Consider the following 13632-nt stretch of genomic DNA (forward strand, 5'->3'; position numbering starts at 1 on the left):
GGCGCAGGGCGGTTTTTTATGTAAATTTAAGACTATCAATATAATTTGCAATACGTTGTTCATAATCTAGAGGAATTCCAGTAGTTTTACAATAAAGTGGCTTTATATTATCGTCAATGGCCATAAATGATTGAAGCTCGGCCAAAAAGTTGTGAGCAAGAAAATCATTATTTAATAAAATGACGATTGCCATTACCATTCCCCATGTGTCACGCCAAGTCTTCTTCAAATCAAAAGAACTTGACAAAGTTTGTTCAAATAAGAGGTTTACATTTTTGCTTAAATCAGAGCCTCTGTAAGATAAAAAATTTAAGTTATGCGCAATGATATTCCGGAACTTACGGACTATATGAGCTGAATCCAATAATATCTTATATTTGTCATCATTACAAAGGTCAAAATCATCAAAAACATTAAACTGATCTATAAAATCATTCTTGTCATTTGGGTTAATAAATGTCAAAAAATCAGTAGCATTCGAAAACGAGACGTTTCTAAATAGTATCCAAGGTGGGATATGATTTTTTGTATTAATGTAATGCGAGGTAGGAGTGTCCGTGCATTTAATAGATGTTTGGGTTAACTTTTCTATTAGCCGGGCGAATTTTTGCCTTTGCGGTGGATTCTTTTTCTTTTTATATTTAGTGATATCGAGATAAACTTTTTCGTCTTCAGATATATTTTTTGCAATAACATTCGACAAGATATTTTTAAACGAGTTTTCGACATATGTTGAATATTTTATTAAAACACCTTGTATGTTTTTGTTAAAAATATGTAATGCTACAAGTTGCTCAAAGGTAGTTCCGTTTATATATTTCCCGTTGTTTATGTATAAATCCTGATAACCATTAACCAAATCATAATAGGAAAATGATTTAATGCACTTTAAGGCAAAGTCAAAATCTGAGATGATTAAGCCATACTCATTTTGGAGCTTTTCTAATTGTTGAACATATGTTAAATATGGTTTATCCATTTTACAATCTCCTGTTTTATGCAAACCAAAAGCCCTGATTACAATAAATGCAATCAGGGCTTTCTGAGCGGTCCATTTAAGTATCCGCTAGTCATCTAACTACATTTTAGTATATAAAGTGATGAAAGTCAATAGAAACCTATATAGTTACAGCGGTATCTCCAACTGTTATTACTTTATTATCAGGCATTTTCTTATTCGAAACTTCTGACGAATCTACGTTGAGTTCGTTTATTGTTCTTGAAGTTTTTTGAAATTGGTTCATTGGGCTTAATAAAGCGTTGTATGTAAATGTGGAAATATCTTTGCAAACAGAGAAATTATCATAAACCGTGTCTATGGTTAACTCGGCCTTAATAGAATCTAACGTTCCTAAACTTTCTTTCGTTTCTGGATCTATAATTTCTTCACCAATTTCTACGATTCTGATTTTATCATTTTTATTGGCGCCATCTTTTTTTCCATAATTAATTATTATTGAAGTAGTATCTAAAATTTCTATTACTCTGTAGGTACTCATATTTCCTCCTTCAAAATTGTTCGAACACTCCCAACGGTTCGAATGTTATTATATACTTTTCATCTATACGATAAAACAAGCCAAGTTTGCGCTTGTAGTATTCTATTGTTTCTAATAAAAATTCTTCGGTAACACCGAAATATTCGGCTAACTCATCTCGATTTTTACACTGTGCCTGGTATCCTTTAATGATTGAACTTAATGGAATCATTTTCTCATAGGCCCAAGCTCTTGCACGCAATTCTTGTTTTTTATTTAAAATGGATGTTTGATCAAGAATGTCACCATGTGATGTATGGTAGTGACCGATTTCTTCAGCTAAAATACAAGCTTTTTCTGTAGTTGTATCTATGTGCTTGCTTATACCAATTACTCCATCTGCATATAAGCCTTTAGTTTTCATGTTCAACTCATATATGTAATCAATATTACTGTCGATAATTAGTTCTTCGTAAGTCATTTTTTCACCCCTATCAAAAAATACTTAAATATGTACAGTTATTTCTTCCTTTTACTTTTGACAAATTCTTTAAAGGATTCGATTTCTGCAAGTTCTTCTTTTGTCCAGTCTTCGGTTCCAGTGTTTGAAGCGATTGTTTTAATATCATTATTACTTTTTATAAGTAAGTAGTCTATACTAACATTAAAAAAATCTGCAATAGCTTTCAATGTTTTTAAGTCAGGTTCACGATTTCCATTTTCATACATACTAATAGTGCTTTTGGATACAGATAATAATTTGGAGAGTTCTGTTTGAGTGAGATTTTTTTTCAATCTTAATTCTTTTATTCTTTCAGAAAATTCATATGTTACTTCTGGTTCATTTTCCCAGCCCATTAAGTAAGCTGGGCGGCACTTGAAAAGGTTAGCTAATTTAACAATTGTTTCGTGTTTTATGTTTTTTATTTCTCCACTCTCATATCTTTGAGCAGTAGCTTCCTTTACACCTAAATATTCTGCAACATCTGCAAGTGTCAAATTTAAAGATAATCTTTTATTTTTGATTCTTACATTTACGACATTCACTTCAACACCTCTATTTTTTTCTTTTGCTTTTTACGAACTGCTTAAAAGCTTCAATTTCCTCTAATTCTTCCTCGGTCCAATCTTCATCATTATGATGAGCGGCAATGGTTTGAATATCATCGTTCGGTTCATCTTCCCAACCCATAAGATAAGCAGGAGTGACGTTCAGCGCCTTTGCGAAATCAATGATCTTTGATTGAGGTAAATCGATCTTACCAGATTCAACCTTTGCTATTGATGTTCTATCTTTATAACCAACTTTTTCAGCCAATTCAATTTGCGATAAACCTAATTCATTTCTTAATTGTTTTATTCTTTTAGAGAACTCATATGTTGCCTCAGGTTCATCTTCCCATCCCATAAGGTAGGCAGGAGTAACACTGAGAGCATTAGCAAATAAAATGATTTGTGATTGACTTATATCTCTTAAACCGGACTCGATTTTATTAATAGTTGATCTAGATTTATAACCAACTTTTTTTGCTAATTCTTCTTGGGTTATGTTTTTTTCTTTTCTAAGTTTTTTTATTCTATCAAAGAGAGTCATCTATTCACCCCTATCAAAAAAATAATTAAATTTATGAAATTATTTTTTTCGTTTGCTTTTCACAAATTCTTTAAAAGCTTCAATTTCTTCTAGTTCTTCCTCGGTCCATTCTTCGTCGTCATGGTGAGCAGCTATGGTTTGGATGTCACCGTTTGGTTCATCTTCCCATCCCATGAGATAATTTGGAGTTGTTCCAAGAACCTCTGCTAAATCTAAAAGTGTTTGCCGTTTAATATTTTCTACAATTCCAAGTTCATATTTATTTACTGCTGCTTTTTTTAGACCAATCTTTTCACCAAGTGCTTCTTGTGTCCAATCATTTCTTAATCTTAATTCTTTTATTCGGTCGCCCGTTATGCTCATTGAAATACCCCTATTAACATAGAACTTAAATTAGATAATTATTTTTTTCTTTTACTTTTCACAAATTCTTTAAAAGCTTCAATCTCTTGCAATTCTTCATCAGTCCATTTTTCGTCGTTATGGTGTGCTGCTATAGTATGGATGTCATCGTTTGGTTCGTCTTCCCATCCCATCAAATAGTTTGGTGTTACCTCAAGAGCTTCCGCTAGTATTTCTAGCTTTTGGATAGGTATATTCTTTATAGCCCCGGTCTCATATCTTTGAAGCGTAGATTTGCTTAACCCCGTTTTTTCAGCTAAATCTTGATATGAATATCCAAGTGCTTCTCTAGAATCTTTTATTCGTCTTATTATGTGATTAATTTCTTTATCCATATTTAACACCTCCATGCATTATATTATAAAACATTTTTTCATAAATGCAACAATAAATTAATAAAAAGTAAAAAAACGTTGCATTTATGGGTTGACAATAAAAAGATATTTTGCTAAACTTAGAGCATCCCAAATATGCAACGGAGGTGATTGTGTGGATTCTAATAAATTAAAAGGTAGGATGAAAGAAAAAGGGCATACTCAAGCGACTCTTTCTAAGAAGATGGGGATTACTGAGCAGTCTTTAAACGCCAAACTCAACGGAAAAAGAGATTTTACTTTATCTGAGTTAATAAGATTGATAGACATACTAAATATTGAAAATCCAAATGAATATTTTTTTGAAAAATCTGTCCCATATAAGCAACGAAAGTGAAAATATAACAACCACAGAACATCGATGTTTGAATTGTTACAGGAAATAAAAGAAGAACTCCAAGATAACGGCAACGAAGGTGATATAAGCATAAAAAAACCCCGTATAAATACGGGGAATAAGATTATTTGCTTTGCAGAGCATTTACAATCTTACTAAATTTTTCAATAGAAATGGCACCATTTAGATAATATTCCTTGTAACGTTCAATCTCGTTCTGAATGTTATCATTAAAAGATTTTGAAGCTTTTCTGTTAACTTTTGGAATATCTTCAAGGTAACCAAGTTCGAAAGCGAGACGATAGATGTGTTTACATGGTAATTGTCGAGTATCAAAATCGTAACAAGTACAATTATCAAGCGTTACATCATAAGAACCTTTAGAGCCAACAACCATGGCGGTCTTATCATCAAAATTAACAGATATATTTTGAGACTTGATTTTTTTCATGTTGGCAATTCGCTTAATTTGGTCATGATCTTCATGAATAGTATTATCCCATTTTCCAAAATCCATATTATTTATCTCCCTTAATTTATTTCAATCTGGCAAGATTGATAAATATAGTATAGCAAGGAGACAATAGGAAAGCAATAAAACACTAAAAACACGTGAATAGGAGGTGAAAAGATGGAAAAAAAGAGCAAATATGAATGGATATTCATGCTGTATTTTTTCAAGGCTTTTACAAAAGTTTTTATATGGAGTTTAATGCATGGAAAAACACATGAATTTTTAAAAACTATTGAAAAGCTTGCTAAGTTGACGGATGAATTAAAAGAAGACTCCAAGGCAGAAACTCCCGAGAAGTCTAAATAATCAACTTAAGAATTAATTAAATCCATAATATCTTCACATACAGATTTGATTATTTCTGCAACTTTTATAGTATTATTTCCGAACTTTGCAATGTTGCCTATATCACTGATGAATTTCAAAACTTTTTCGATAGTAATTCGAGCTTATCAAGCGCAAGTTGTGCATGTGTGAAGTTTTTCAACTCATCATGTGTAAATTGACTTAGTTCACTATATTTCAATAATAATCCCCCTTTCAAGCTATTTCAGCACGGCAATGCTGATAAACATATTGTAAGGGAAACAATAGCACAAAGCAACCATATAAGAAAGGAGCATTAGTATGATATCAATTGATCCAAATGGACTTTATTCAGCAAAAGATTTATCTGAACTTTTTGAAGTCGTAGACAAAAACATCTATCCATTTATGAAGAAGGTAAAGCACAGCAAGGGACCAGGTGGAATGAGAGTTACCGGCAGAACATTATTGGAATATTTTGAACAAGATGTTGAAGAAGAAAATGAAATGAATCCTAAGCTTGAGGCGAAGATTGCAGCGCTTAAACGCTCGATGTGTAATTCTAACTAGACAAATTTAGGAAACAATGAAATTGGAGGTGTTTTATGATTTTTGAAAATATACCAGGTTTCAACGAGTTGTCAGAGCCAGCGAAGAAAAAATTCATTTCAACATGTATTGTGCATCAGAATAGCCTTAAAAAAGAACAAAAAGCTGGATGGAAACCAATAAGGGTAGTTGAAGCTAAGAATCATATCAAAGTTCACTTTTACAACGGAGAATGGTTGAATTATTATCCAAACAATAGCTGGGAGGGTGGAAGAGAGAGACTTTCAATCTAATGCAATTAATCGAAGAAATTGGAGGTGAGATATGAAAACTCGATGCACTGAGTGCAACAGATATTGGATTACAAGCGTTTTAAAACAAAACATAAATGATTATATTTGTCCGGCATGTGCGGCAAATGGAAGGAGCAAAAATAATGCCAAGAAGAATTGATTATCAAACAATTGCAATGGATTTAATTTCTAAGGTTCCTAAGTTTGATTTGGAACTGTTAAAAGAAAAGCTACAAGTCCAAAAAGTAGAACGGCATTACTTCAATAAGCTAAATGCTACGCTCAACGCAAATGGATACAAGATTCACGAAATAACGAAAGGGATTTATGAGGTAATTGAGCTGACAAGAGAGGAAAAGAGGAGATTATGGGAAGAATAATAACCGCAATTAACAGAACGATGATTGTCATAACGGTTGTCATCATATTAGCTTCAATCATTATGTTATACCGAATCAATGAAATTCATACTGACATGGAAAGGAATCTTGCTGAAATCAATGAAATGCTTATTGAAATTGAATAAAAAGAAAGCCCTACCAAAAACGGTAAGACCTCATCGCAATTTGATTTTACCATTCTTGGAGGGTTTTTGCAAGGTGAAGATTATGTGGAAAGATATTAAGGGATATGAAGGAAAATATCAAGCGTCAAAAGATGGTCAGATAAGAAGAATATACAAAACGAGAGAACCAAGAATAATGATCCAAGAAATTAAAAATGGAAAAGCACTAGTCCGTTTATCTGATCAATCAGGTAGAAAAGAATTCAGGGTTCATCGGCTTATATATGAAACCTTCAAAGGAACTATTCCAGCTGGATATTCGGTAAGACATGTTAACCTAGTTAAATCAGAGAATGCCTTATGGAACTTACAACTCATTTCCGCCCAAGAGTTGGGAAGAGAAACAGGACATAAAAGCAGACAAAAAGCTGTGTTGAAAATAGATAAGAAGGGTGAAGTTGTAAAGATATACCGGTCAGCGAGGCAATGTGCAAAAGATAACTATGTTAGTTACCAAACCATTTGTGATCGATGTAATTTCAAAGGCATTAAACATTCCTTGTTTATTGGTGGATATGCCTATTGTTGGGATGATGACAAAAAAATCAGAAAATTTATGAACATTTTGAAGGGAGTAATCAATGGAAAGAATTGAATTATTGAAGGTTACAGCTGACCCAGAAAAACTGTTAAAAAACGGAGATATAAAAGTAACTGCAATGAATGGCGCTCGATTGACTGAGCCGGAAGAAATAGAGTTCAAGCGCTTGGTTGCCGAGGCTTCTGACATACTTGCAAAAGCGTTGATGCGTGAGGTAATGATTAAGTGTGCAGAAGAAGCTGGAAGGAGTTGAACGTCATTTGAACAAGGACGTGCTAATCCAACCATTTAGAACATTAGAGTGTTCATGTGGATATACATGTTGGAGTTTAAATGTAAATGCTGTTTGTCCCAAGTGTGGACAGGCAGTAACTACTCATATACAAAATCAGAAAGGTGGGAATCAAAACGATGGACAATAATATCACGTTAGAAACATTAGCTGGAGGTGCCTTGGCTGAACAGTTTGATGAAGAAATGAAAAAAGTGTTGGAAAATATCAATGATCCAAACACTGATCCTAATGCTAAAAGGTCAATAACAATCAAGGTGACTCTTAAGCCGGATGATGCTAGAAATATGGCCAATATTGACGCTTCATGCAAAAGTTCATTAGCACCATATAAATCTATTGGCACGATGGCAGCTCTTGGAAAAGTTGAAGGAGAATTTGTTGCCCAGGAGTTTAGTCGGCATGCAATGCAAGGGCAACGGACAGTAGATGAAGTTGAAAAAGAAAATGGAAACATTAAACCAATTAATATTAAGAATGCGCAAAGCAAATAGGAGGAAGAAAGATGATTAGAGAAGCAATTGAGTTTTTATTGTCAAAACAAGCAAATTTTGAAACATATGTAGATGGATATGGAAAAGAGCATATAGGCTATGATGGAAAACATTTTCGCATAACTGCAGATACTATTTCAAAAGGATTTGAATTAACGACGCTACAAGGCGTTGTAGATTACATCAGTGAAAACATTGATGCCGAAGAACATGAATCTGAACTAACTATTCATATCATTAGTCCTTCAAAAGTTAAAATATATACGGATTTGAATCAAGATTTAGCAAGAACAGAAGTAGTAAGTTCTAATGCTATTTTATCCGGTTTTCAAATGGATCATTGGTATGATTCTGAAACTTTTATGATTCATCTTCTAAGTAACTTTGTTAATACAGATGATCTTAAAAAATTGGTGCAACTGATTGGAACAATAAGTGTTGATGAAGGTGTTACGACTGAGGATGATGGATTCACGCAAAAAGTTACCGCTCGAAAAGGAGTTCATTTGAAGGGCAATGAACTTCTACCTCCAAGAGTTCAATTAAGTCCAATTAGAACATTCGTTGAAGTGGAACAACCTATATCTGAATTTTCACTTAGAGTCAAGGAAGAACGCGGAATAATCTATGGTGCGTTGTTCCAAGCAGATGGTGGATACTGGAGAATCGAGGCAATGCAAAATATCAAGAACTATCTACAAGAGAATTTAGAGTCTCTTGATATATACAACAAAATCAAAATTTTAATGTAACAAGAACATTCAGCCGGGACACCTATATGTCCCGGCATTAAGGTGGGATCGCTATGAGATATTTGACTAAAAGAAAGGTGACAGACAATGGATAGATACTCAAAAATACAATCATCCGTATGGAGTAGTGAAAAGTTTGAAAAATTAGATCAGATTGATAAATTTGTATATTTGTATTTGTTGTCAACGCCACATGGAAACTCAATTGGATTATATAAATTAAAGTCTGGATATGCTTCGGTGGATTTAGGAATAAATAAGAAAGAATACCTAGAGAGTATGGAAAGGCTATCGAAAGCCTATCTTATACACTTTGATAATGATACAGAAACCATATTTGTACCTAATTTTTTAAAATTTAACCCTTTTACGAATGAAAATCATGCAAAAGGTAGTAAAGCGTTGGCGGATAAGTTTGCATCGAATCCTCTGTATCCTTTATTTTATGAGGATTTAGAGAAATATTGCGATAAATTTATACATGTTTTTTTAAAGCCTATCGAAAGCCTATCGGAAGCCTGTCGAAACACAGATACAGATACAGATACAGATACAGATACAGATACAAATACAGATACAAATACAGATACAAATACAAATACAGAAACAGAAGATACATTGTCGCCCATCGAGGATGATGCGACGGAAGGTAATCCGGAACATAAAAAAGTACCTCACAAATTACTGCAAGGAAAGTACAACACGATATGCGCTTCTCTGCCTGACTGTATAGATTTAACAAGTAAGCGAAAAGATAAGTTGCGGATTCTATTCAGGAACCTTGAAGAAGATCCGCAAAGAGTAATCGAGATATTTAAAAAAGCTGAAGCCTCTGACTTCTTGTCTGGACGAAATGGCAAGTGGACCAGCTGCAACTTTGATTGGCTGATTAATTATAACAATGCAGTTAAGGTCCTTGAGGGCAACTATGATAATGACCGGGATAGTAAAAAGTCAAAAAGTTCAGGAAACCCATTCTTTGAGTATGCAAATAGACTTGAGAATGATAACAAGGGAGGTTAACAATGACACATAGGGAAACATCAGTACTTTTAGGGATAATTCAGGTGGCATATCCCAAATTCTATAGCAACGAATTTGATGTGGATAATGCAGTAAACGTGTGGCAAGAAATGCTCCAAGATATCGGACTAGATTTAGCGAAGGCAGCCGTTCACATACACATCAGCACAAGTCCTTTTCCGCCAACAATTTCAGATATCCGCAAGCATGCAGTCAATGCTGTACATAAATCGATATCAGCAGATGAAGCTTGGGGACAAGTTAAAAGAGCTATATCTAAATATGGCAGTTACAGAGAAGAAGATGCATTAAACAGTATGAATGAATCGGTGGCAAAGCTAGTTAGAAGATTTGGCTTTAAGGACTTATGCATGAGTGAAAACATCATGGCTGATCGAGCCCACTTTTTGAAGTTATGGGATACTTCAAGTAAGCATGAAAGAGAACAAGCTTTAATACCAAGTAGCGTTAAAGACAAATTGACGTTAATGGGCAAAAACATTGGATTAATCGAAAATAAACAAGAAATCTAAGGAGTAGATGAAATGCCGTATATTGAGCAAACAGTAGAACAATTCTTCGCACAAGTTAATAAACGTGAAGATGCGATTGAAAGACAAATGGGAATAGATGGATCAAGAGTTGCTTGGGCTCCAAACTCAGGCAAGAAACGTGTTGATGATAAAGTAAGGTCCAAGATACATAATGCGGTCAAGAAGAAGATCAACAAAGGAATTTTTAGGGTTGATGATATTGCAATTAGATTTAACGTAAGTACAAATGCAACAGGAAAGATCATTGCCAAATATGCCAGGGAAAACGGCATTACTAAAGTCAAGCATCTTGGCAAAGGCATTGAGTTAATTAAAGATTAAGCCGCCCTAATCGGCTTGATATAGATCAAAAGTCAAAGAAACCAATTAACCAAGGATATTGTCACAAGCCGGGTGGCCATCAACCAACCGCATCGGGGGTGGCTGCTCGGTAATATCTAACCGTTAAGGATTGTTAAGGTATATGTGCATTAGAAGAAAGAGAGGGTAGATAATGTTTAAAAAATTTACAATCGACAAGCAAGTAGAAGGCGTGAAAGAAAATACTATTATAATTGAATATCCGGAAGATACACCAAATGAAGTGATCGAAAAAGACTTTACGGATTGGATATTTGGTCAAATAGATGCAGGAATCTCCGAACCAGAAATGGGAAGATGCAAAATATGTAGCGGAGAAGAATTAGTCGGAAATCTAGAAGTAAACGAAGGATTATGCAACGATTGCTACAATGATGAAAATCCATTTTAAGATTAAGGAGAGTGAAGCGGAATGAAAGCAATATTTTGTTTTAAATTAACAGATGTCGATGAATGCGGATATATAAAAATGTCAATTGTAAATAATGAGGTCATAGAAGAAATTGAAGATGATAAATACGAAGAAGTGCATAAAAACCTAATTGACACAGTGAAAGAGCAACTTCATGACACCGTAGAAGTAGAGTGCATATCTTGTAATGAATATTTAGCAATGACAGATGAAGGTTAAGGAGAGTGAAGCAGAATGATAAATAAAGAGCAATTTAATCAAATAGCTGAAGATGCAGAAAGCAGAGGTCTATATCCGTGTGGATATCGTCGTGTTTGTTGGGAACGTGCATGTCCATGTGATGCAGGGATGAAAGAATTTAGTGAAAAAATATACTCATCACTACAACAAGAAAGCGAAAGGATGGTTAGAGAGGAATGCAATTAATCAGAGGGAGAGTGAAGAAAGTGAATAAAATGAGAGAATATGCCTTGTACAAAGGAGATACACTGTTGTCAGTCGGGACGATACCGGAGATAGCAAAAGAGCAAAATGTGAAGGTGAAAACACTATATTTCTACATGTCGCCGTCGCAGAAAAAACGATGCAAGAACGGTAGAGTGCTAATTAGATTGGAGGATGACGAAGATGAATAACTGCAAAACATGCGAGCATTCCTATTGCATAGGAGAAGAAGTTAAAACAGGAAAGAAAGTATTTGAGTGTCACAGAATAAAGGGAAAACCGAAATACATGGGTTATGGAAATAGGGAAAGCGAATGCGAATATTACATCAAGAAAGACCCCAAAATTCACAAATTATATTCATGAGAAGACATGTGAAAGGAGCGTACAGCAAATGAATAATTTAACAACCAAAGGTAAGTTTTTATCAAATGCAGAATTAAATCACCTAGAGAAATTAGCAGAAATTGGCGAAGCAACACAGATGGCTTTTGAACAGAATATGAAGATGGTTCCGGATGTCATTGGTGATGGAGAAGTGGAGATTGAAACAGCTGACGAATTACTTGTGTGGAGCAAAAGCTTAGATTAAATACACCAAAGGGAGGATAACACATGGGAAAGAACCCTATGTTTAACGGATCAGGTTGTAAAGATCCGACGGCATATTCGGCGATAAAAAAAGTGGATCAAGAAAGAAGAGCGGAAAAACAGAAGTTAGAAAATGAAATAAAAGATTTACTCGAACAGTACTCATACGCGTGTAATAATATTCAGGTAATGAAAGAAGAAATAAAAGCCTTAGGAGAAGCAATAAAGGCTGAAAGGGATACATCGAAAGCAATACAGATTAGAGAAGATAGTGTGCAAGGAAGTAACTGTATCTCAGATCCTACTGCAGAAGCAGTAACACGTATAATTGATAAATATGAAAAACAAGTTAATTATTTGAGTGAAAGAATCGATCAACTTTATGTTGTGAAAAATAGAGTTGATGAAATATTGAGTTCTATGAATGAGCAGCAAAGGGAAGTATTAACACTTCTTCACATCAAGCAATATAAATGGCACCAGGCTTGTAATAAGTTACACATTAGCAAATCTTCTCTCTACAGAATCCGAGATGAAGGTATAAAAAGAGGATTTGAATGTATCAAAAAAACTAAAAAAAACAGGTGATTGGTAAAAGTTGGGAAAAAATAGGACAAAATGCGTGGTAAGATGATAGTGTCAAAAAAATCATATAAAATGATTTCCCCTTAAAAAGCCATTTAGGAGCAAATTCCTAAGTGGCTTTTTGAATTGGAGGCAATATGCGAAAGAATTTAATTACAGTTGAAAATCTCGAGAACAACATCAAGAAAAACGTAGAGTTGTTGAATGAATTAATTCGATATCAAAAGTTCGAGTGTACAAACTTTAACGAGGAAGTACTCCGAGAGTATATTAAACAACAAAGTGTAGTAAAAGTAGCTGATTACCTCAATCAAAAAGGGTATAGAATTGAAACAGATAAATCGAAAAGAAAGTATATTTCCAATGATATTAGTGAAATAATTATGGCGAAAGATATAGATGCAGATCCTGGACTTCATGCATTTGCTAAAAAGATTCATTTGCACATGAAGAAAAAGGTTGGATCATTATATAATTAGGTGATGTGAAATGAAAGAAGTATATCCAATTAAAGATATTGATGTGCTTAATGCTCTATTAAATTACTATTATGTAAGGAATGAGCGAGATTATGTGCTATTTAACTTTGGAATCTACGCACCACTAAGAATCTCTGATATTTTGAGATTTAAGGTTCGGGATGTTAGAGGAAAAGAACACTTTTACATCACTGAAAAGAAGACTAAAAAGCCTAGTCGTTTTCCGCTTAATAATGAATTGAAAAAAGTGCTTAATCATTACATTCAAGATAAAAAGGATCATGAATATTTGTTTGCATCGAGACAAAAAAACAAGAATGGAATACATGGTCCAATATCACGTCAAACAGCTTGGAGAATTTTGAATTCAGGAGCAAAAGAAATGGGAATTGAAAAAATCGGTTGCCACTCTTTGCGGAAAACCTTCGGGTATCACTACTACCGAAAGACGAAAGATATTATGATGTTGAAGGAGATCTTTAACCATGCTGATATAGCAGAAACAAGGCATTACATAGGTCTTACAGAGACAATAAGATACGATGCTATCAAATCATTCACATATGACTAATTGCGGAAATGATTTTTTGTTTTGTCTTGACTGTTACATAATCAGAAGTGGTTGCACTGATAGTTCGTTTTTTCGGTGTCTTATGGAAGGAAATGTTTTAAATGAGTGCAACAAAATCATAG

28 protein-coding genes are annotated in these 13632 nt (G+C 34.0%); 20 read left to right on the top strand and 8 right to left on the bottom strand.

Annotated features, from left to right (window positions below; all coding sequences use genetic code 11):
* Positions 1–16 precede the first annotated feature (16 nt).
* The 7 genes from QBE53_05900 to QBE53_05930 all read right to left on the bottom strand — a co-directional run bounded on the left by QBE53_05900 (position 17) and on the right by QBE53_05930 (position 3809).
* On the bottom strand, positions 17–979 hold the full coding sequence (locus QBE53_05900; protein ID WZL82642.1) for an Abi family protein: 963 nt from the start codon (positions 977–979) through the stop codon (positions 17–19).
* 139 nt (positions 980–1118) lie between these two features.
* The gene (locus QBE53_05905; protein WZL82643.1) at positions 1119–1499 is read right to left on the bottom strand and encodes a hypothetical protein; all 381 of its coding nucleotides are present in this window, start codon (positions 1497–1499) and stop codon (positions 1119–1121) included.
* A gap of 10 nt (positions 1500–1509) precedes the next feature.
* Positions 1510–1959 carry an ImmA/IrrE family metallo-endopeptidase gene (locus QBE53_05910; GenBank protein ID WZL82644.1) on the bottom strand — a complete coding sequence of 150 codons (450 nt, stop codon included), beginning with the start codon at positions 1957–1959 and terminating at the stop codon, positions 1510–1512.
* A gap of 38 nt (positions 1960–1997) precedes the next feature.
* On the bottom strand, positions 1998–2525 hold the full coding sequence (locus tag QBE53_05915; protein WZL82645.1) for a helix-turn-helix transcriptional regulator: 528 nt from the start codon (positions 2523–2525) through the stop codon (positions 1998–2000).
* A gap of 10 nt (positions 2526–2535) precedes the next feature.
* Positions 2536–3072: a helix-turn-helix transcriptional regulator gene (locus tag QBE53_05920; protein ID WZL82646.1), complete on the bottom strand. Its 537-nt coding sequence runs from the start codon at positions 3070–3072 to the stop codon at positions 2536–2538.
* A gap of 39 nt (positions 3073–3111) precedes the next feature.
* Positions 3112–3435 (bottom strand): helix-turn-helix transcriptional regulator, encoded by a 324-nt coding sequence (locus tag QBE53_05925; protein WZL82647.1) that lies wholly within the window; start codon positions 3433–3435, stop codon positions 3112–3114.
* Between the two features lie 38 nt (positions 3436–3473).
* Positions 3474–3809: a helix-turn-helix transcriptional regulator gene (locus QBE53_05930; GenBank protein ID WZL82648.1), complete on the bottom strand. Its 336-nt coding sequence runs from the start codon at positions 3807–3809 to the stop codon at positions 3474–3476.
* A 154-nt stretch (positions 3810–3963) separates the two neighbouring features.
* Between QBE53_05930 and QBE53_05935 the strand changes: the two genes are divergently transcribed.
* Complete coding sequence (locus QBE53_05935) at positions 3964–4185, top strand: helix-turn-helix transcriptional regulator (GenBank protein WZL82649.1); 222 nt, start codon at positions 3964–3966, stop codon at positions 4183–4185.
* A gap of 124 nt (positions 4186–4309) precedes the next feature.
* Here QBE53_05935 and QBE53_05940 read toward each other — a convergent pair whose 3' ends face one another.
* Complete coding sequence (locus QBE53_05940) at positions 4310–4702, bottom strand: SWIM zinc finger domain-containing protein (GenBank protein ID WZL82650.1); 393 nt, start codon at positions 4700–4702, stop codon at positions 4310–4312.
* A gap of 114 nt (positions 4703–4816) precedes the next feature.
* Here QBE53_05940 and QBE53_05945 point away from each other — a divergent pair, with 114 nt between their 5' ends.
* The 19 genes from QBE53_05945 (at position 4817) to QBE53_06035 (ending at position 13510) form a co-directional block, all read left to right on the top strand.
* Positions 4817–5005 carry a hypothetical protein gene (locus QBE53_05945; GenBank protein WZL82651.1) on the top strand — a complete coding sequence of 63 codons (189 nt, stop codon included), beginning with the start codon at positions 4817–4819 and terminating at the stop codon, positions 5003–5005.
* A 321-nt stretch (positions 5006–5326) separates the two neighbouring features.
* Positions 5327–5575, top strand: coding sequence for a hypothetical protein (locus QBE53_05950; protein ID WZL82652.1), 249 nt, complete (start codon positions 5327–5329; stop codon positions 5573–5575).
* A 35-nt stretch (positions 5576–5610) separates the two neighbouring features.
* The gene (locus tag QBE53_05955) at positions 5611–5847 is read left to right on the top strand and encodes a hypothetical protein (GenBank protein ID WZL82653.1); all 237 of its coding nucleotides are present in this window, start codon (positions 5611–5613) and stop codon (positions 5845–5847) included.
* A gap of 143 nt (positions 5848–5990) precedes the next feature.
* Entirely contained in the window at positions 5991–6227 is a 237-nt protein-coding gene (locus QBE53_05960) for a hypothetical protein (GenBank protein WZL82654.1), read from the top strand.
* Entirely contained in the window at positions 6215–6373 is a 159-nt protein-coding gene (locus QBE53_05965; GenBank protein WZL82655.1) for a hypothetical protein, read from the top strand. The genes QBE53_05960 and QBE53_05965 overlap by 13 nt, the downstream gene beginning before the upstream one ends.
* Before the next feature lie 82 nt (positions 6374–6455).
* Positions 6456–7007: an NUMOD4 motif-containing HNH endonuclease gene (locus tag QBE53_05970; protein ID WZL82656.1), complete on the top strand. Its 552-nt coding sequence runs from the start codon at positions 6456–6458 to the stop codon at positions 7005–7007.
* The gene (locus QBE53_05975) at positions 6994–7206 is read left to right on the top strand and encodes a hypothetical protein (GenBank protein WZL82657.1); all 213 of its coding nucleotides are present in this window, start codon (positions 6994–6996) and stop codon (positions 7204–7206) included. The genes QBE53_05970 and QBE53_05975 overlap by 14 nt, the downstream gene beginning before the upstream one ends.
* A 158-nt stretch (positions 7207–7364) precedes the next feature.
* Entirely contained in the window at positions 7365–7739 is a 375-nt protein-coding gene (locus QBE53_05980; protein ID WZL82658.1) for a hypothetical protein, read from the top strand.
* A gap of 11 nt (positions 7740–7750) precedes the next feature.
* On the top strand, positions 7751–8491 hold the full coding sequence (locus QBE53_05985; protein WZL82659.1) for a hypothetical protein: 741 nt from the start codon (positions 7751–7753) through the stop codon (positions 8489–8491).
* An 87-nt stretch (positions 8492–8578) separates the two neighbouring features.
* Positions 8579–9514, top strand: coding sequence for a hypothetical protein (locus QBE53_05990; GenBank protein ID WZL82660.1), 936 nt, complete (start codon positions 8579–8581; stop codon positions 9512–9514).
* A gap of 2 nt (positions 9515–9516) precedes the next feature.
* On the top strand, positions 9517–10047 hold the full coding sequence (locus tag QBE53_05995) for a replicative helicase loader/inhibitor (protein WZL82661.1): 531 nt from the start codon (positions 9517–9519) through the stop codon (positions 10045–10047).
* Positions 10048–10059: 12 nt separating this feature from the next.
* Positions 10060–10389, top strand: coding sequence for a hypothetical protein (locus QBE53_06000; protein WZL82662.1), 330 nt, complete (start codon positions 10060–10062; stop codon positions 10387–10389).
* 172 nt (positions 10390–10561) lie between these two features.
* Positions 10562–10819 (top strand): hypothetical protein, encoded by a 258-nt coding sequence (locus QBE53_06005; GenBank protein WZL82663.1) that lies wholly within the window; start codon positions 10562–10564, stop codon positions 10817–10819.
* A gap of 21 nt (positions 10820–10840) precedes the next feature.
* Positions 10841–11059 (top strand): hypothetical protein, encoded by a 219-nt coding sequence (locus tag QBE53_06010; protein WZL82664.1) that lies wholly within the window; start codon positions 10841–10843, stop codon positions 11057–11059.
* Between the two features lie 15 nt (positions 11060–11074).
* Positions 11075–11266 carry a hypothetical protein gene (locus tag QBE53_06015; protein WZL82665.1) on the top strand — a complete coding sequence of 64 codons (192 nt, stop codon included), beginning with the start codon at positions 11075–11077 and terminating at the stop codon, positions 11264–11266.
* 412 nt (positions 11267–11678) lie between these two features.
* Positions 11679–11876: a hypothetical protein gene (locus tag QBE53_06020; GenBank protein WZL82666.1), complete on the top strand. Its 198-nt coding sequence runs from the start codon at positions 11679–11681 to the stop codon at positions 11874–11876.
* A 23-nt stretch (positions 11877–11899) separates the two neighbouring features.
* Positions 11900–12463, top strand: coding sequence for a hypothetical protein (locus QBE53_06025; GenBank protein WZL82667.1), 564 nt, complete (start codon positions 11900–11902; stop codon positions 12461–12463).
* Positions 12464–12597: 134 nt separating this feature from the next.
* Positions 12598–12939 (top strand): hypothetical protein, encoded by a 342-nt coding sequence (locus QBE53_06030; GenBank protein ID WZL82668.1) that lies wholly within the window; start codon positions 12598–12600, stop codon positions 12937–12939.
* Between the two features lie 10 nt (positions 12940–12949).
* Complete coding sequence (locus QBE53_06035) at positions 12950–13510, top strand: tyrosine-type recombinase/integrase (GenBank protein WZL82669.1); 561 nt, start codon at positions 12950–12952, stop codon at positions 13508–13510.
* Positions 13511–13632: the final 122 nt, after the last annotated feature.

Source organism: Vallitaleaceae bacterium 9-2 (assembly GCA_038396585.1).
In the GTDB taxonomy this organism is placed as follows: Bacteria; Bacillota; Clostridia; order Lachnospirales; family Vallitaleaceae; genus UBA1351.